Source organism: Corynebacterium neomassiliense (assembly GCF_900626215.1).
Lineage (GTDB): Bacteria > Actinomycetota > Actinomycetes > Mycobacteriales > Mycobacteriaceae > Corynebacterium > Corynebacterium neomassiliense.
The window spans coordinates 264,822-282,264 of record NZ_LR131106.1 but is presented as its reverse complement, the minus strand read 5'-3'; the positions used below and the strand labels follow the sequence as shown (position 1 = coordinate 282,264).

The window sequence follows — 17,443 nt, the reverse complement described above, 5'->3', positions numbered from 1 at the left end:
AGCCACCTGCTGCACCTCACGCTCGTCGATAGTCCTTGAAAATGGTCAACAGCCGGAAGACAATCCTAGCAACCCGGAGGCCGGCCGTTCACACCCGGGCGACACGTCCGGTCTCGTAGAGACAGACAACCGCGGCGGTGACGAGGTTGAAGGACTCTGCCCGGCCGTGCATGGGGATCTGCACCCGGATGTCTGCCAGGTCCTGCCAGTGCCCCAGACCGTGGGCCTCGTTGCCGAACAGCCAGGCGATCTTCTGCCGGAGAAGAGGCTGCGCGCCGTCCGTCGAAACCGAAGCCTCGTCCAGGGTCACATCGCCGTCCCCCGAGGTCGCCAGGACCAGGTAACCGTGGTCGTGGAGCCTGTCGATGACTTCCGGCACACCGGTGGACCTCGCCACAGGAAGGTGGAAGAGGGAGCCCGCCGATGACCGGACCGCCTTACCCCCCTGCGGGTCCACGGTCTCCCCCGCGAAAATGACGCCCACGGCACCGGTGGCGTCCGCGACCCGGATGAGGGCACCTGCGTTCCCCGGCTCGGATGTCTCCACCGCGACCGCGAGGACGCTCCCGTCACCGGCCCGGTCGCCGCGGTCCAGGACCTCCCCGAGGTCGACAAGCTGTGACGCACACAGTGCGAACAGGCCGGTGGTTGTCACCGACTCGCTGAGGGCGTGGGCTGCCCGGTCCGTGATGAGATGCACGCGGACGCCTCCGTCTCCGTCGCCCTCGAAGCTGTCGAGTTCCTCCCCGAAGGACGCGAGTGCGTCTTCCGTGGCGAAGACCTCGACCACTGTTCCGTAGCTCAGGGCCGAGGTCACGGCATTCGACCCCTCGGCGAGGAACCTTCCGGCCTTCCGGCGTGCCGCCGCCCGGTGGAGCTTGGCTGCGGAGACGATCCGGGGGGTGCGCTCCGTGAACGGTTCGTCACCGGTGCGGCTGCGCCAGTCCCGGCAGAGGGGGGACGCCGGGAACCCCGGAACCGGAGGGCGGGTCGCGGACGAGGGTGAGGACGGGCTGTCGGTCATGTGCTCGAGTCTATCGGGCCCCCGGACGCGGAAACCGCACCGCCCGTGGGAACGGCCGGTGCGGTCGGGCGTGGCGTCCGGGTGCGGACGTCCCTGAGTCGCTACTTGGCGACTGCAGCGTTGACGTCCTCGGGGAGGGCTGCCTTCGCGGCGGCGACGAGAGCGGCGAAAGCGGCCTCGTCGGAGACTGCGAGCTCCGCAAGGTTCTTCCGGTCAACTTCGATGCCGGCGAGTCGCAGACCCTGGATGAGACGGTTGTAGGTGATGTCGTTGGCCCGGGCGGCGGCGTTGATGCGCTGGATCCAGAGCTTACGGAATTCACCCTTGCGGGCGCGACGGTCGCGGAAGGCGTAGGTCTTCGAGTGGAGGACCTGCTCCTTGGCCTTGCGGTAGAGGCGGGAACGCTGGCCCCGGTAGCCGGAAGCCTCGTTGAGGATTTCGCGGCGCTTCTTCTTAGCGTTCACAGAGCGCTTGACACGTGCCATGATGGACGTCCTTTACAAACTAATTGACGGTAGTCGGGTTCAGGGGGTGCAGGCGCTCTCAGGCCTTGCCCAGAAGTCGCTTGATGCGCTTGGTGTCGTCACCGGACACGTCGGTGGTGCCCTTCAGGCGACGGGTGCGGGTGGAGGGCTTGCCCTCGAGAAGGTGGCGGCGGTTGGCCTGCTCGCGACGGAGCTTGCCGGAACCGGTGACCTTGATGCGCTTGGCGGTGCCCTTGTGGGTCTTCTGCTTCATCGTGGATCCTTAAATTCTCGTTGCGCCCGTACCGTTGGGCACGGGTGGCGTGGCGGAAGGCTACTTCTTGCCCTTGCGGACCGGGCCCAGCACCATCGTCATGTTGCGTCCGTCCTGCTTTGCTCGGGTCTCGATGACGCCGTAGTCCTTGACGTCCTCGGCCAGACGTTCCAGCAGCCGGAAACCGAGTTCCGGACGGGACTGCTCCCGACCACGGAACATGATGGTCACCTTGACCTTGGACCCCTTCTCCAGGAACCTGACGACGTTACCCTTCTTGGTCTCGTAGTCGTTGTCGCTGATCTTCGGGCGGAACTTCTGTTCCTTGACCACGGTCTGCTGCTGGTTCTTGCGGGCCTCGCGGGCCTTCTGGTCCTGTTCGTACTTGAACTTGCCGTAGTCCATGATCTTGCACACGGGCGGCTTGGCGTTCGGGGCAACTTCGACGAGGTCAAGGTCGGCGTCATAGGCCAGCTTGCGTGCATCGTCGATTCGGACGATACCGACCTGTTCGCCACCCGGTCCGACGAGCCGAACCTCGGGAACGCGAATCCGGTCGTTGATGCGAGCTTGAGCGCTGATGAGAACTCCTCAGTAGCAGTGGTAGAAACGTGTACCGCGTACTGCGAGTGTGTGCGGACGTGACACGTCCCCATGGATCCCCCACGGTGTCATCGACGCCGCACGTCAGACAGTTGTGGTCCGCCGTCCACCACAGACGACGGAGCAACAGCTGATATGACCCGGACCCTTCCTCGCGGCGGTTCCAGGTGGGAGATGCTCCACTTGCAGCCTGCCAGAGATGACAGGCGGTAGTAACCAGGAGTGTAGCAGCCGTATCAGGACAGACCAAACCGCCCCCGTCTCCCCGACTTCCCCCGCATGGACGGTGTGGGCGGGACGACACGACGGACCATGGACCGCTTACCTGTCTTTCAGGTAACTTTGCCTCATGAACTCAAACGACGGCACCTGGGGACGGCCCGGGGGGCCCGGGGACAGAGATCGTGACAGAGAACCCGGATCTCCGCCCGAGCCCCCTGCCACCAGAGACGCCGTCACCGGGGCCATCTCCTGGCTGGGCGCGACCTTTCTCGTGATCGGCCTGGTTTTCCTCACTGTCCAGGCAGTCGACCAGCAGTGGATCGAGGCAGATGTCGCCGTGGTCATGGCCACGGTTCTGTCACTGACACTCACCGGTGCCGCCCTCGCAGTCCACGTCAGGGCTCCGCAGGGCCCCGTGGCCCCTGCCGTGCTGACCGCCGGTGTGCTGGGGCTCTACGCGGTCATCATGATCATGGCCCTCGGGCTCCAGTGGTTCAGCACAGGTACCGCCGCTTCGTTGACGACAGCAGCTGCCGTTCTGGCACTCGGAATCGCCCGCGTGTGGGACCGTCAGTGGCTCGCCGCCGTCCTGCTCGCCGCAGGTGTCCCGTCCCTCACCATCCTCACATCCGTGATCGCCCTGGAAGGCAGTCACTCCGTCGCGGGCGCCGGAGGTCTCCTCCTGCTTGGACTGGCCGGATGGACAAGTGCTCTACGTCGCGCGTGGATCGCCGTCGATGCCGTCGCTGCAGTGGTCTTCATGACGGGGATCTCTTCTGCCCCGCTGGGTATTTCGCTCACCGGTGCGACGGTTGTCACGACTGCGGCGGCGATCACGGGGGTCGGTGTCGTCGCACTGGCCGGGGTGACAGGAAAGTACGGTTCGGCGTCCACTGCCGTCGTCGCTTCTCTCCTCACGCGCTGGATCCCGGCTTCGGCGGTTCCGGTCGCCGCCCTGCTGCTGTACCCGGACCCGGACCCCGTCGGCAGGGGGACCGGCGGGATTCCGGCCGCAGCCTGGTGTGCGCTCGGGGTCGCCGTCCTCACCTGCGCGGTGCCTGTCGCCCGGGAGCTCACCCACCGGGATGCACTCACTGCCCCCGCCCGCCCTGTCGGGCCCGCTCGCCGCGCCCCGGGCGTTCCCGTCTTCTACCCCGGCTACCCACCTTCGCAGGCCCCTGCTGACCTGAGCGGACGGCTGCCCGCACCGACACCCGGCCGCTCACGAGACAACGCACAGGGCCACCCACCTGCCTACCTGCCCGCCCCCGCAGTCGGTACGCCGGCTCCCCCTCCTGCTCCCGCCCCCGCGACGCCGGGGCTCCCACCGTATCCTGGCTGGCCTCCACCTCCCCTGCCCCAGGTTCCCGCTGCTGTCGCCGACAGCATGAGAACCGGTTTCTGCACAGGGACAGCGGCGACCACGCTGGCACTGACGGTCCTCTACGTCAGTACCGCGCAGTTCTGGTGGCCACTGCTGCTCATTGCTCTGCTTGCGGCGATGATGTGGTTCACCCCACCTCTTCCGTCCGCCCTCTACAGGGTCCTCGGTGTGTGGACACTCCTCGTGTCTGTCCCCCTCCTGATCCCCGCCTGGGACCCTGCCGCCGGCTACGTCGGGGAGTTCACGTGGCTCCCCGCCCTGCTCTACCTTCCCCTCGCGGGGTTGGTACTCGGCCGGGCGATTCCGCTGCACCTGACACAGACGTCCGCTGCCGTCGTCGCCGGTGTTCTGCTTGTCGCCGGGTCCTCTGCACTTCCCCTCATCGCACGCACCCTCACCGACACCGGAACATCGTTCATGGTCGGCCACCTCACAGTGTCCGTCCTGTGGATGCTCACCGGGGTGTACCTGCTGACCCGGGTGGACGCCACCGCCGGCCTGGGGGTGACCGCCCTGGCGACGGCGAAACTCGTCCTCTTCGATCTCTCCACACTCGACGGTCTGATCCAGGTGGCGGCATTCATCCTCTGCGGCCTGATACTCCTCGTCTGCGCCGCGTTCCGGGAACGCGGCGGGCGGCGGGCAGAACAGGAACACACTCCTCCGGCATCACCGGCGAGCTGAACCCGATCTGAGTCCCGTCCCCTGTCGATCCGGTTTCAGGCGGTGTGCAGGGCCGGGAGCAGGTCCCTCAGGTACCTTCCCGTGTGGGAGTCTTCCACCCCGGCGACATCTTCGGGTGTCCCCTGCGCCACCACAGTGCCACCACCGGCACCACCCTCCGGGCCCATGTCGATCACCCAGTCCGCCGCCTTGATGACGTCCAGGTTGTGTTCGATGACCAGGACGGTGTTGCCTTTGTCAACCAGTCCCTGGATGACAAGCATGAGCTTGCGGATGTCCTCGAAATGCAGTCCGGTGGTCGGCTCGTCGAGGATGTAGATTGTCCTGCCGTTGGACCGCTTCTGCAGCTCACTAGCAAGTTTCACTCTCTGCGCCTCACCACCGGACAGGGTCGTCGCCGCCTGCCCCAGCCGGACATAGCCCAGTCCCACGTCGACGAGGGTGTCGAGATACCGGGAAATCGAGGTGACCGGCGCGAAAAATTCGGCGGCCTCGCTGATGGGCATGTCGAGGACCTCCGCGATGGTCTTCCCCTTGTACCTGACCTCGAGTGTCTCCCGGTTGTACCGGGCACCGTGACAGACCTCGCAGGGGACGTAGACGTCGGGGAGGAAGTTCATCTCGATCTTCAGCGTCCCGTCACCGTGGCATGCCTCGCACCGGCCGCCCTTGACGTTGAAGCTGAACCTTCCGGCCTTGTAACCTCGGACCTTCGCCTCCGCCGTCTCGGCGAAAAGGGCCCGGATCTTGTCGAAGACTCCGGTGTATGTCGCGGGGTTGGACCGTGGCGTCCTTCCGATGGGACTCTGGTCGACGCGGACCAGTTTGTCGAGCTGCTCCAGCCCCGTCACCTTACGGTGGTGGCCGGGGACCTGACGTGCACCGTTGAGCCGGTTGGCCAGCACCCGGGCCAGCACACCGTTGACGAGACTGGACTTGCCCGAACCGGAGACCCCGGTGACGCAGGTCAGGACGCCGAGGGGGAAATCAACGGTGATGTCCGCCAGATTGTTCTCGGTGGCCCCGTGAACTGTGATCACCCGCTCCGGGTCGACTTCCCTGCGGTGGTCAGGCACGGCGAGGACCCGTCGCCCCGACAGGTACTGCCCGGTTATCGACTCCTCACAGTCCAGAATTCCGGCGGGTTTCCCCTGGTAGACGACATGACCACCGTATTCGCCGGCGCGGGGGCCGATGTCGACCAGCCAGTCAGCGTTCCGGATCGTCTCCTCGTCATGCTCGACGACGATCAGGGTGTTGCCGATGTCACGGAGGTGTTCCAGAGTGGCGATCAGGCGGGTGTTGTCCCGCTGGCGCAGACCGATCGACGGTTCATCGAGCACGTAGAGCACCCCGGCCAGCCCCGAACCGATCTGTGTGGCGAGCCGGATTCTCTGGGCCTCTCCGCCGGACAGGGTGCCCGCAGCGCGGGACATCGACAGGTAGTTCAGACCGACATCGATGAGGAACCTCAGTCTGGCCTGGATCTCCTTGAGCACCCGCCCGGCGATCATCTCGTCCCTGGCGTTGAGGGTGAGACTGTCGAGGAATGAACTGGCGTCCTCGATGCTCATCGCCGACACATCGGCGATCGACTTCTCCCCCTGTGCGGAATCCACGGTGACCCGCAGGATCTCGGGCCGCAGGCGGGTACCTCCACATGCCGGGCACGGAACCTCGCGCATGTAGCCGAGGTACCGCTCCTTCTGGTTTTCACTCTCCGCCTGATCGATCTTGCGGTGGAGGTACGGGAGGACGCCCTCGAACGGTGCCGAATACTGCCGCGACCGGCCGTACCGGTTCCGGTAACGCACGGTGATCTCCTGCGGATGTCCCTCCAGGACCGCCTTCTTTTCTTTTTTCCCCAGCTCAGACCACTTCGTCTGCGGAGATATCCCGAGATTGTCCGCCAACGCGGTCAACAGTTTGTCGAAGTACCTGTGGTTCGGGCTGGAGGCCCACGGCGCGACTGCACCGACCAGGGGAGCGTCCGTGTCCGGTATGACCAGCTCCTCGTCCACCTCCAGTTTCGTGCCGAGACCGTCACATGCCGGGCAGGCACCGTAGGGACTGTTGAAGGAGAAACTTCTGGGTTCCAGCTCATCGATGGCCAAGGCGTGCCCGTTGGGGCAGGCCATATTCTCGGAGAATCTCCGCCGCCTGTTGCTGTCGTCCTCCGGGAGCCCCACGAAATCGATGATGACCCGGCCGTCCGCCAGCCCGAGGGCGGTCTCCACCGACTCGGTGAGCCGCTGTTTCTGGGAGGCCTTGACCTGGAGCCGGTCGACGATGACGTCGATGTCATGCTTGACCTGTTTCTCCAGCTGCGGGGGGTCAGTCAGACGGTAGGTGTCCCCGTCCACGAGGACCCTTGCGTACCCCTGGGAGGCAAGATCCTCGAACAGGTCGACGAACTCCCCTTTCCGGGTCCGGACCACCGGCGCGAGCACCTGGAACTTCAGCCCCTCCTCCATGTCCAGGACCTGGTCGACGATCTGCTGCGGCGTCTGTCGTTCGATCCTGGCGCCGCACTCGGGGCAGTGTGCCACGCCGGTCCTGGCGAAAAGGAGCCGGAGGTAGTCGTGGATCTCGGTGATCGTGCCGACCGTCGAACGCGGGTTACGGTTCGTCGACTTCTGGTCGATCGACACCGCCGGGGACAGGCCCTCGATGAGATCCACGTCCGGCTTGTCCATCTGGCCGAGGAACTGGCGCGCGTAGGAGGACAATGACTCCACGTACCGGCGTTGTCCCTCGGCGAAGATGGTGTCGAACGCGAGGGAGGACTTCCCTGAGCCTGACAGACCGGTGAAGACGATCATCCGGTCGCGGGGCAGGTCAATGTCGACACCTTTGAGGTTGTGCTCGCGGGCACCGCGCACGGTGAGGATCTCAGCCACCGGTGAACTCCTGATCTTCTCGGTTTCCAGTCGTCGTCATGCCCGGGACGTGTCTGCGGGTGTCCGCACCGCCCCGCGCCTCCGGTAGCGGCGGTGACTGTTCGCACAGCCCCTCAACCGACCGGTGCAGTCGTGTTCTTCGTGAAGTCTACGTCATTTCCGTCCCCGATATCGAACACCTACTCGACAACTGTCCCCCCTGACGTCACCGGAAGTCCTCCGGCGTCTCCCGGGTGCGGCGTCCTCCCCGGACACTGCAGTCCCGGCAGTCGCTTAGGGTGGAACCATGATCACCTCAGATGACGCCACCGCCCGCCCGGGGACCGGAACTTTTAGCCACCTCTCCGGGCCCCGCGAGGCCCACAGCCTGTCCGTGACCTGCTCCGGGAGTGGCGGGGAGATTCCCGTCACCCTCGTCAAGACCACAGTCGGCGACATGGACAACAACTGCTACCTCATCACCGCCGGCGGGGACGCCCTGCTCATCGACGCCGCCGATGACGCCACCCATCTCCTCTCCCTCGCAGAGCAACTCGGGGTGACGATCACCGACGTCCTGACGACCCACCGGCACTCCGACCATGTCAGGGCGCTTGCGGAGGTTCTCGCGGCGACCGGGGCGCGCCACCACTCCGCCGGACCCGACGCGCCCGCCCTGCCTTCACCGTCGGACCGCACCTGGGGAGACCCCCGTTCACCGGAGGGCGACGCCGGAGAACCCCTCGCCCCGGCGTCGCCGGCGCTCAGCGAACTGGGTATGCTGGTCGTCCTGTTGCGCGGACACACCCCCGGCGGGCTGGCCCTGTACCTGCCGACCGATGACGGTCCCGCCCATCTGTTCACCGGAGACAGTCTCTTCCCCGGTGGCGTGGGCAACACCGCCTCCCCGGAGGACTTCAGACTCCTGCTCGGTGATGTGACCTCGCGATGCTTCCGATACCCGGACACCACCGCGGTCCACCCCGGCCACGGAGACGACACCACCCTCGGCGCCGAACGTCCACACCTGGACGAGTGGCGCGACCGGGGATGGTGACACCCCGGAACACACCCACACAGACCAGGAGATCATGTCCGACCTGCAAGACTCTCCCATCACCACCGGCACCTCCTCCCCTGGTGACCCCGGGTCACCACGACCGGCCGCACCGGAGAAGACACCGGCCGGGGTAGCTGAGGAACAGCACCGGCTCGACGAACTGCTGGCGCTCGTGGACTCTGCCCGGCAACGTCTCACCGACCGTGTCCGCGCCGTCCAACGACGCACCGCAGACATCGACCACCCCCAGGCACTGCTGGAACGCGACCACGAGACCTACGAGATATCACGGCGCCTCTCCGAGTACTCCGCCGCAGAGATAGGTCTGTTCTTCGGACGCATCGACGTCGAGGACGACGACCCCGAGAATCCGGAGACCGACGACGGTCCCGGCGGAGACGGCAGTGTCCTTGACCGCCGCTACATCGGCCGGATCGGCCTGCACGCCGACGACGAGCAGATGCGGACCCTTCTCATGGACTGGCGTGCCCCGATGGCCAGGCCCTTCTATCTCGCCACCACACTCCACCCCGAGGGTGTGCATGTCAGGCGTCACATCCGGACCTCGGGACGGACCGTCACCGACGTCACCGACGAACGACTGTCCGGTGACACCGGATTCGACGCCACCGACCGGGGCGAAGGATCTGTGGCCAGGGAGGGCGCCCTGCTCCACGCGGTGAACCGTGCCAGGTCCCGCCACATGACCGATATCGTGGACACGATCGTGGCGGAACAGGACCGGATCATCCGTGAGACTCACCGCGGCGTCACCGTGGTCCAGGGTGGTCCGGGCACCGGGAAGACCGCGGTCGCACTCCACCGCACCGCCTACCTCCTGTACACCTGGCGCGAACAGCTGGAGAGGACCGGTGTCCTCATCATCGGACCCAACCGCCGGTTCCTCGACTACATCTCCCAGGTTCTCCCGAGTCTCGGAGAGACCGGAGTCGTCCTCGCCACACCCGGAACCCTCTATCCGGGGGTCACGACCCGACCCATGAGCGCAGAACCTCTGCTCTCCCAGGAGGTCAAGGGTTCCGTCGAGATGGTGGACATTCTCAGGAACGCGGTGCGTGACAGGGAGACGGTTCCGGAAGAGCCGGTCGAGTTCCTTGTCGACGGTGTGACCCTGTACCTCACCCCGGCCATGGCCCGGGCCGCACGTACCACCGCCCGCAGGTCCAGGAAGCCGCACAACCAGGCCAGGGACAGGTTCCGGGACAGTGCACTCGACCGTCTCAGGGACGCCATGGCCGAGAAGATCGGCGCGGACCCTCTGGGGGGCCGGAACCTCCTCTCCGCCGCCGATCTCCGGCAGCTGAGGGAGGATCTCGGCACGGAGCAGCAGCTACTCGACGTCCTGGACGAACTCTGGCCACTGCTGACCCCCGAAGAGGTGCTCGCCGGACTCTACGGGTCGCGGGAAGCCGTGGACTCCGCAGCGTCCGACTACGACGATCTGACCCGGGACGCCCTGCTGCGCTGCGACGGAACCGTGGCCCCCGACGACTGGACGGAGGCTGACGCCCCGCTCCTCGACGAGCTGGCGGAGATCCTGGGCATCGCCGGAGCCGAGGAAGCTGAGGCCACGGAGCGGAAGAAGTGGAAGGAGCAGGTTGCCGAGGCACAGGAGGCCCTCGACATCCTCACCGGTTCCGCCTACCAGGACCTCGACGACGGTACCGACGCCGAAATCCTCATGGCCTACGACGTCATCGACGCCGAACAGCTCGCCGAGAGGCAGCGTGTCCGGGAGACCATGTCCACCGCTGAGCGTGCGGCCGCTGACCGTACCTGGGCCTTCGGTCACGTCATCGTCGACGAGGCCCAGGAGCTGTCGGAGATGGCCTGGCGGATGGTGTTCCGCCGGTCCCCGAACCGGTGGATGACTCTCGTCGGTGATCCGGCGCAGACCGGCAGCCCCGCCGGAGTGGACAGCTGGGCGGACGCACTCGGCCCGTTCGTCAGTGACCGGTGGAAACTCCACGAACTCACCGTGAACTACCGCACTCCGGCGGATATCGCGGAGATCGCCACGCAGATACAGTCGGTGGTCGCTCCCGGGCAGAGGACCCCGTCCTGTCTCAGGGAGACCGGAACCGGTGTGCGGGAGGCGGTTCTCCGTGACCTTCCGCGTGCCCTGGAGGACGCCGTGGAGGCGGCGGGGCCCGGCCTCACCGGTGTGATCGCCACCGCAGGGCGGCTCCCCGGACTGCGCAGCCTGGCCGACAGTACCGCCTCCACCCGACCGCGGGACCGGGGGACGGACGAGGACACCGCACAACCCTCCGGAAACCACGGCGAGGTGGTCGTCACCGATGTCAGCGGGGCCAAGGGACTTGAGTTTGACGAAGTCGTACTCGTGGAGCCTGCAGAGATTGCCGCGGCCTCGCCCCAGGGACTCAACGATGTCTATGTCGCTGTGACCCGTGCCACCCAGGGGCTGACACTGGTCCATGACCTGGAGCTTCCCTGGTGAGCGGGAGCAGGCAGGCCTCCGGGACATGCGCCGGCGGTGACCGCTACACGGTGTGCACGATCATGACATCGCAGTCGGACTGACGTGCGACGTCTGCGGGAACTGACCCGAGGAGCCTTCCGGTCAGCGAATTGATCCCCCGGTTGCCGACGACGAGCAGATCCGCATCCACATCGGTGACTATCCCCATGAGTGCCTCCACCGGCGACCCTGCCTTGATCACGGTTCTGACGTCGGCGCACCCGGCCTCCTCCGCGGCAGCGACGGCCGACTCGAGGTTCTTCTGGGCCGGGGTGTCACCGACAACGGTCTTGGAGTCCATCCGGACGGCCTGGACGGCCGCGTCCTGGTCAGGATAGTAGGCACAACCGACCACCAGTGTGGCGTCGAACGCCGCTGCCAGAGATGCTGCACGCCTCACCGCCAGAAGAGAGGACTCTGAACCGTCGGTCCCGACAACGATGGTGCTGTAGCTCATGCCCGTCCCTTCACTGAATCCCGTTCACACGCACCAGGGTATTTTTTCCCGGTGAGTGACCGGCCCCCAGGTTACCCCATCACAACCCGGCCTCGACCATTCCCCGCAGCTCCTTCTTCAGGTCGACGATCTCGTCACGGAGGCGTCCTGCCAGCTCGAACTTCAGCTCACGCGCGGCGTCCTGCATCTGGGTGGTCAGATCGGCGATGAGCTTCTCCAGTTCCGGCCGGGCCAGACCTGCGGTGCTCCGGTCGGTCACCGCGGAGACGGTCGAGGTACCTGCGGCGACGTCGACGTCTGCACCGAATCCGGTGGACCCTGTCCCCGTGGAACCGTCGTCGGGACCGTCCACTCCCCTGTTCTCGTAGACCTGGTCGAGAATGTCGGCGATCTTCTTGCGCAGTGGCTGCGGATCCACGCCGTGCTCCCGGTTGTAGGCGATCTGCTTCTCGCGGCGTCGTTCCGTCTCGTCGATGGCGTGCCCCATGGAGTCGGTGATCTTGTCCGCGTACATGATGACCTCGCCCGAGACATTCCTGGCGGCACGGCCGATGGTCTGGATCAGGGAACGCTCCGACCGGAGGAACCCTTCCTTGTCCGCGTCGAGGATGGCCACCAGGGACACCTCGGGCAGGTCCAGCCCCTCTCGCAGAAGGTTGATGCCGACCAGGACGTCGTAGTCGCCCAGTCTCAGCTGCCGGAGCAGTTCCACCCGCTTGAGCGTGTCGATGTCCGAGTGCATGTAGCGCACTTTGACACCGTGTTCGAGGAGGTAGTCGGTGAGATCCTCCGCCATCCGCTTGGTGAGTGTCGTGACGAGGACGCGTTCCTTCCTCTCGACCCGGAGCCGGATCTGTTCGATGAGATCGTCGATCTGCCCTTCTGTGGGGCGCACCTCCACCTTCGGGTCCACGAGCCCGGTCGGACGGATGACCTGTTCGACGAACTCTCCTCCCGCCGCCGCCATCTCGTAGTCACCCGGTGTGGCGGACATGTACACGCACTGCCCCTTCCGGTCGTCGAACTCCTCCCAGGTCAACGGCCTGTTGTCGAGGGCGCTGGGGAGCCGGAACCCGAAGTCGACGAGGTTCCTCTTGCGGGACATGTCCCCCTCGAACATGCCCCCGATCTGCGGGACCGTGACATGGGACTCGTCGATGATGGTGAGGAAGTCCTCCGGGAAATAGTCGATGAGTGTGGCGGGGGCGGAACCCGGTGCGCGCTGGTCGATGTGCCGGGAGTAGTTCTCGATCCCCGAGCAGTAGCCGACCTGCTGGATCATCTCCAGGTCGTACTCGGTGCGCATCCGCAGTCTCTGCGCCTCCAGCAGCTTTCCACGGTTCTCCAGCTCGGCGACGCGCTGCTCCAGCTCGGCCCGGATGTCCTGCATGGCCTTCTCCATGCGTTCGGGACCGGCGACGTAGTGGGTGGCGGGGAAGATGCGGACCTCGTCGACCTCACGGACGACGTCCCCGGTGAGCGGGTGAATGTAGTAGAGACTGTCGATCTCGTCGCCGAAGAACTCCACTCTCACGGCGAGCTCTTCGTAGGCGGGGATGATGTCGACGGTGTCCCCTTTGACCCGGAAGGCTCCCCGTGTGAACGAGATGTCGTTTCGGTCGTACTGGATGTCGACGAGAAGTCGCAGGAACCTGTCCCGTTCCACCTCTTCGCCCACTTTCAGGACAACTGACCTGTCCAGGTAGGACTGGGGTGTGCCCAGACCGTAGATGCACGAGACCGAGGAGACGACCACAACGTCACGACGCGACAGCAGGTTCGAGGTGGCGGAGTGCCGGAGCCGTTCGACATCGTCATTGATCGAGGAGTCTTTCTCGATGTAGGTGTCGGTCTGGGCGATGTACGCCTCCGGCTGGTAGTAGTCGTAGTAGCTGACGAAGTACTCGACGGCATTGTCGGGGAGCAGGCTGCGCAGCTCGTTGGCGAGCTGGGCGGCGAGGGTCTTGTTCGGGGCCATGACCAGGGTGGGGCGCTGCTGTTTCTCGATGAGCCAGGCCGCTGTGGCGGATTTTCCGGTGCCGGTGGCTCCCATCAGCACGATGTCGCGTTCACCTCGGTTCAGTCGTTCATCGAGTTCCCTGATCGCCGCCGGCTGGTCCCCGGCCGGCTGGTAGTCGCTGACGACCTTGAAGGGAGCGTCAGTGCGCTCGACCTCCCCGACCGGGCGGAACTCGGACTCGGACAGGACAGGATGCTCAGCTGCGAAGGCCATGGCTCGATTCTAGGACGCCGCGGCGTCCTCTGTGCCGTTGTTCCGTTCCCTGTCCTCCCGTGACTGTCCGCCACGGTCAGCCTGCACGCAGGGAGTTCCAGTAGTCGTCGACCTGCCTGATCAGTGACGCCGTGTCCCCGGAATTGTCGAGGACCGTGTCCGCAGCGGCAAGCCGGGTCTCCCTGTCCGCCTGCGCCGCGATCCGGCGCCGCGCGTCCGCTTCATCGAGGCCGCGCAGGCGCACCAGCCGGTCAACACGGATGTCGTCGGGGGCGTCGACGACGAGAACCGTGTCCACCAGGTCGGTCTGGCCCGTCTCGATGAGCAGCGGCATGTCATAGACGAGTACGGGGACGCCGGCGGCCCGTGCCCGGGCGAACTGTTCCGCCGTACGTTCGCGGATACGCGGATGGGTGACGGCGTTGAGTCGGGCGGTGGCCTCTGGAGTGGCGAAGGCGACCCGGGCGAGGCCTGCCCTGTCCAGGGTCCCGTCGGGACGGATGACGCCGGGGAACTGCTCTTCCAGCTCCTTGAGCGCGGGTTCCCCGGGTTCGACCACGTCACGGGCGATGCGGTCAGCGTCGACGACGGTGGCGCCGAGTTCCGCGAGCCTGGACGCCACCGTCGATTTTCCGGACCCGATGCCGCCGGTGAGACCGATGATGTACATGCGGCCAGGTTAGCGCGGTCGGGTCCGGTACGTGGGTGTCACCGTAGGGCGGTCACCGTTCGATGATGGCGGTGACGCCCTGTCCACCTGCGGCGCAGATGGACACCAGGACGCGGCCGCCGCCGTTCTGCTCGAGCAGCTTCGCCGCAGTGGCGATGATCCTGCCACCGGTGGCGGCGAAGGGGTGCCCCGCAGCCAGCGACGAACCCTTGACATTGAGCTTCGACCGGTCGATCGCGCCCAGCGGCTTGTCCAGGCCGAGACGCTCCCGGCAGTACTCCTCGGACTCCCACGCCTTCAGGGTCGCGAGGGTCTGGGAGGCGAAAGCCTCGTGGATCTCGTAGAAGTCGAAGTCCTGGAGGGTCAGGCCGTTGCGCTCCAGCAGACGCGGGACCGCGTAGGTCGGAGCCATGAGCAGCCCGTCAGGGGTCAACCCGTCATGACCGTGGAGGAAGTCCACTGCCGCGGTCTCGGAGTCGGTCAGGTAGGCGCGTACGGGGAGATTGTGTTCCGCCGCCCAGTCTTCGCTGGCAAGGAGCACCGCTGACGCGCCGTCGGTCAGGGGGGTGGAGTTGCCGGCGGTCATGGTGGCCTGGGTTCCGTGGGCCGCGGCGTCCTTCCTGCCGAAGACGGGCTTGAGCTTGGCGAGTTTCTCCAGGCTGGAGTCGGGGCGCAGGTTCGTGTCCCGCTGCACTCCCAGGTAGGGGGTGACCAGGTCGTCGAAGAAGCCCTCTTCATACGCTGCCGCGAGCTTCCGGTGCGATTCGACGGCCAGCTGGTCCTGGTCTTCGCGGGAGATGCCGAGCTCCCGGGCGGTGATTGCCGCGTGGTCGCCCATGGACAGCCCGGTGCGGGGCTCACCGTTCTGGGGCTGCTCCGGTGCGAACTGGGAGGGTCTCACCGATCCGAGGAGCTTCAGCCGATCCGCGGTGGTCCGCGCGTTGTTGACCTTGATGAGGGTCTTGCGGAGTTCGTCGTTCACGGCGAGCGGGGCGTCCGAGGTGGTGTCGGTGCCGCCGGCGATGCCGGAGTCGATTCTGCCGAGGGCGATGGCGTCGGCCACCTGGACGGCTGCGGCGAGACCGGTGCCGCACGCCTGCTGAAGGTCGAAGGCGGGGGTCTCGTTGCTCAGCGCGGAACCGAGGACGACTTCCCTGGTGAGGTTGAAGTCGCGGGCGTGCTTGAGGACCGCACCTGCGGCGACCATCCCGAGCTTCTCGTCCTGGAGACCGAAGCGGGCGATGAGACCGTCGATGGTGGAGGTCAGCATGTCCTGGTTGGAGGCGTTCGCGTACTCCTTGTTGGACCGTGCGAAGGGGATGCGGTTGCCGCCGAGGATGGCGACCTTGCGCGGGGTGGTAGAGGTCATGATCGTGATTCGCTCCGTTGTCTGTCGTGTCTGGCGGCCAGCCTACCCGTCGGGGGTGGTCCGGACGCCGGATCCGGGGTGGTACTGGAACTGTTGTCTCTGTCACGGAAATGCGGGACAGCGTACCGGGTCACACGCTAGGGTACGAATGAGAACATACATTGTTCACGGGGCCGCAAGGTACGATTTCGGCTAACACGGCTGACACAGGCGGATCACCGCCGGCACAGTCCAGAACAACCGACCATCACGACCGACCACTTAAACCAAGGAGATCAGTACATGTCTTCCAAGAAGGGCCTGCTGGAGCAGATCATCAACTCCAGTTTCGCCGGCAAGCTCGGCGTCCCCCAGGGTGAGAAGCTGCGCCGCTACAAGAAGGGTGAACCAGCCCTCGACGGTCCGGTCGTCATCGGCGGTGAAGGACGCCTGGCACAGGGAGTCCGCGAGTTCCTCGCCCCGGACTTCCAGTTCGTCGGCGCTGACACCGACATCAAGAAAGCCGCCGTCATCTTCGACGCCACCGGGATCAGAACCCCCGAGGACATCCGGAAACTCTACGAGTTCTTCCACCCCCAGATGCGCAAGGTCCGTCCCTGCGCCCGCTTCCTCGTCATCGGTACCACCCCGGAGCTCATCGAGGACGCCGACGAGCGAATCGTCCAGCGCTCCATCGAAGGCTTCACCCGCTCCCTGGCCAAGGAACTGCTGCGCGGAGCCACCGCCCAGCTGATCTACGTCGACCCCGCTGTCACCGACGACCTGTCAGGGCTCGAGGCACCGGTCCGCTTCATCCTCTCCGGAAAGTCCGCCTACGTCGACGGCCAGGTCATCCGCGTGGACGCCACCCACGTCGACCTCCCGGAGTCCTGGGACGCCCCCGCCGCCGGCAAGGTGGCCCTCGTCACCGGTGCCGCCCGCGGTATCGGCGCCGACATCGCCCGCGTCCTCGCCCGTGACGGGGCCAAGGTGATCATCGTCGACGTCCCCGCCGCCGGCGAGGCCCTCGCCGCGATCACCAACGAGGTCAAGGGGTCCGCACTCCCCCTCGACGTCACCGCAGCCGACGCCGCGGACAAGATCCGCGCCCACGCGCTGGAGAAGTGGGGACAGGGAGTCGACATCATCGTCCACAACGCCGGAGTCACCCGCGACAAGCTGCTCGCCAACATGGACGAGGGAAAATGGAACCTCGTCCAGGCGATCAACTTCGTCGCTCCCGTCCGTATCACCGAGGCACTGCTCGACAACGGCGGGCTCAACGACGGCGGACGCGTCATCACACTGTCGTCGATGGACGGACTGGCCGGACAGCGCGGCCAGACGAACTACGCCATGTCCAAGGCCGGCATGATCGGCCTGGCCGAGGCACTGGCCCCGAAGGTCGCCGACCGGGGCATCACCGTCAACGCGATCGCACCGGGATTCATCGAGACGGCGATGACCGCCGAAATCCCCACGGGGACCCGCGAGGTCGGTCGTCGGCTCAACTCCCTGAACCAGGGCGGTCTGCCGCTCGACGTCGCCGAAGGGGTGGCCTTCTTCGCCGGCAACGCCTCCGGTGCGGTCACCGGACAGTACCTGCGGGTGTGCGGTCAGCACCTGATGGGCGCATAG

The 17,443-nt window shown here is 66.2% G+C and carries 13 protein-coding genes; 4 read left to right on the top strand and 9 right to left on the bottom strand.

What is annotated here, in order from left to right; translation table 11 throughout:
- Nucleotides 1-88 precede the first annotated feature (88 nt).
- The 4 genes from E0E18_RS01240 to infC all read right to left on the bottom strand — a co-directional run bounded on the left by E0E18_RS01240 (nucleotide 89) and on the right by infC (nucleotide 2,344).
- Nucleotides 89-1,024, bottom strand: a complete 936-nt coding sequence (locus E0E18_RS01240; RefSeq protein ID WP_130839131.1) for a TrmH family RNA methyltransferase — start codon at nucleotides 1,022-1,024, stop codon at nucleotides 89-91.
- Between the two features lie 101 nt (nucleotides 1,025-1,125).
- Nucleotides 1,126-1,509: a 50S ribosomal protein L20 gene (gene rplT, locus E0E18_RS01235; protein WP_130839130.1), complete on the bottom strand. Its 384-nt coding sequence runs from the start codon at nucleotides 1,507-1,509 to the stop codon at nucleotides 1,126-1,128.
- Between the two features lie 58 nt (nucleotides 1,510-1,567).
- Nucleotides 1,568-1,762, bottom strand: coding sequence for a 50S ribosomal protein L35 (gene rpmI, locus E0E18_RS01230; RefSeq protein ID WP_066588773.1), 195 nt, complete (start codon nucleotides 1,760-1,762; stop codon nucleotides 1,568-1,570).
- 60 nt (nucleotides 1,763-1,822) lie between these two features.
- Entirely contained in the window at nucleotides 1,823-2,344 is a 522-nt protein-coding gene (infC, locus tag E0E18_RS01225) for a translation initiation factor IF-3 (RefSeq protein ID WP_078057418.1), read from the bottom strand.
- Between the two features lie 370 nt (nucleotides 2,345-2,714).
- Here infC and E0E18_RS01220 point away from each other — a divergent pair, with 370 nt between their 5' ends.
- On the top strand, nucleotides 2,715-4,655 hold the full coding sequence (locus E0E18_RS01220; protein ID WP_130839129.1) for a hypothetical protein: 1,941 nt from the start codon (nucleotides 2,715-2,717) through the stop codon (nucleotides 4,653-4,655).
- Nucleotides 4,656-4,690: 35 nt separating this feature from the next.
- Here the strand turns inward: E0E18_RS01220 and uvrA are convergent, their stop codons facing one another.
- Entirely contained in the window at nucleotides 4,691-7,555 is a 2,865-nt protein-coding gene (uvrA, locus tag E0E18_RS01215) for an excinuclease ABC subunit UvrA (protein WP_130839128.1), read from the bottom strand.
- Between the two features lie 286 nt (nucleotides 7,556-7,841).
- On the opposite strand from uvrA, the gene E0E18_RS01210 reads away from it, so the two are divergent.
- Both E0E18_RS01210 and E0E18_RS01205 read left to right on the top strand, forming a co-directional pair.
- Complete coding sequence (locus tag E0E18_RS01210) at nucleotides 7,842-8,591, top strand: MBL fold metallo-hydrolase (RefSeq protein ID WP_130839127.1); 750 nt, start codon at nucleotides 7,842-7,844, stop codon at nucleotides 8,589-8,591.
- A 34-nt stretch (nucleotides 8,592-8,625) separates the two neighbouring features.
- Nucleotides 8,626-11,076, top strand: a complete 2,451-nt coding sequence (locus E0E18_RS01205) for a HelD family protein (protein ID WP_130839126.1) — start codon at nucleotides 8,626-8,628, stop codon at nucleotides 11,074-11,076.
- Nucleotides 11,077-11,119: 43 nt separating this feature from the next.
- Here E0E18_RS01205 and E0E18_RS01200 read toward each other — a convergent pair whose 3' ends face one another.
- The 4 genes from E0E18_RS01200 to E0E18_RS01185 form a co-directional block, all read right to left on the bottom strand.
- Complete coding sequence (locus E0E18_RS01200) at nucleotides 11,120-11,554, bottom strand: universal stress protein (protein ID WP_066588784.1); 435 nt, start codon at nucleotides 11,552-11,554, stop codon at nucleotides 11,120-11,122.
- Between the two features lie 79 nt (nucleotides 11,555-11,633).
- Nucleotides 11,634-13,787, bottom strand: coding sequence for an excinuclease ABC subunit UvrB (uvrB, locus tag E0E18_RS01195; protein WP_130839125.1), 2,154 nt, complete (start codon nucleotides 13,785-13,787; stop codon nucleotides 11,634-11,636).
- A gap of 76 nt (nucleotides 13,788-13,863) precedes the next feature.
- Nucleotides 13,864-14,457: a dephospho-CoA kinase gene (gene coaE, locus E0E18_RS01190; protein ID WP_066588791.1), complete on the bottom strand. Its 594-nt coding sequence runs from the start codon at nucleotides 14,455-14,457 to the stop codon at nucleotides 13,864-13,866.
- Between the two features lie 52 nt (nucleotides 14,458-14,509).
- Complete coding sequence (locus E0E18_RS01185; protein ID WP_066588795.1) at nucleotides 14,510-15,826, bottom strand: acetyl-CoA C-acetyltransferase; 1,317 nt, start codon at nucleotides 15,824-15,826, stop codon at nucleotides 14,510-14,512.
- Between the two features lie 282 nt (nucleotides 15,827-16,108).
- Between E0E18_RS01185 and E0E18_RS01180 the strand changes: the two genes are divergently transcribed.
- The gene (locus tag E0E18_RS01180) at nucleotides 16,109-17,443 is read left to right on the top strand and encodes a 3-oxoacyl-ACP reductase (RefSeq protein WP_130839124.1); all 1,335 of its coding nucleotides are present in this window, start codon (nucleotides 16,109-16,111) and stop codon (nucleotides 17,441-17,443) included.

Bases quoted from the DNA above. Each gene is read 5' to 3' on its own strand.
- E0E18_RS01240 (WP_130839131.1), bottom strand. From the start codon at position 1,024: ATGACCGACAGCCCGTCCTCACCCTCGTCCGCGACCCGCCCTCCGGTT.
- rplT (WP_130839130.1), bottom strand. From the start codon at position 1,509: ATGGCACGTGTCAAGCGCTCTGTGAACGCTAAGAAGAAGCGCCGCGAA.
- rpmI (WP_066588773.1), bottom strand. From the start codon at position 1,762: ATGAAGCAGAAGACCCACAAGGGCACCGCCAAGCGCATCAAGGTCACC.
- E0E18_RS01220 (WP_130839129.1), top strand. From the start codon at position 2,715: ATGAACTCAAACGACGGCACCTGGGGACGGCCCGGGGGGCCCGGGGAC.
- E0E18_RS01210 (WP_130839127.1), top strand. From the start codon at position 7,842: ATGATCACCTCAGATGACGCCACCGCCCGCCCGGGGACCGGAACTTTT.
- E0E18_RS01205 (WP_130839126.1), top strand. From the start codon at position 8,626: ATGTCCGACCTGCAAGACTCTCCCATCACCACCGGCACCTCCTCCCCT.
- E0E18_RS01200 (WP_066588784.1), bottom strand. From the start codon at position 11,554: ATGAGCTACAGCACCATCGTTGTCGGGACCGACGGTTCAGAGTCCTCT.
- uvrB (WP_130839125.1), bottom strand. From the start codon at position 13,787: ATGGCCTTCGCAGCTGAGCATCCTGTCCTGTCCGAGTCCGAGTTCCGC.
- coaE (WP_066588791.1), bottom strand. From the start codon at position 14,457: ATGTACATCATCGGTCTCACCGGCGGCATCGGGTCCGGAAAATCGACG.
- E0E18_RS01185 (WP_066588795.1), bottom strand. From the start codon at position 15,826: ATGACCTCTACCACCCCGCGCAAGGTCGCCATCCTCGGCGGCAACCGC.
- E0E18_RS01180 (WP_130839124.1), top strand. From the start codon at position 16,109: ATGTCTTCCAAGAAGGGCCTGCTGGAGCAGATCATCAACTCCAGTTTC.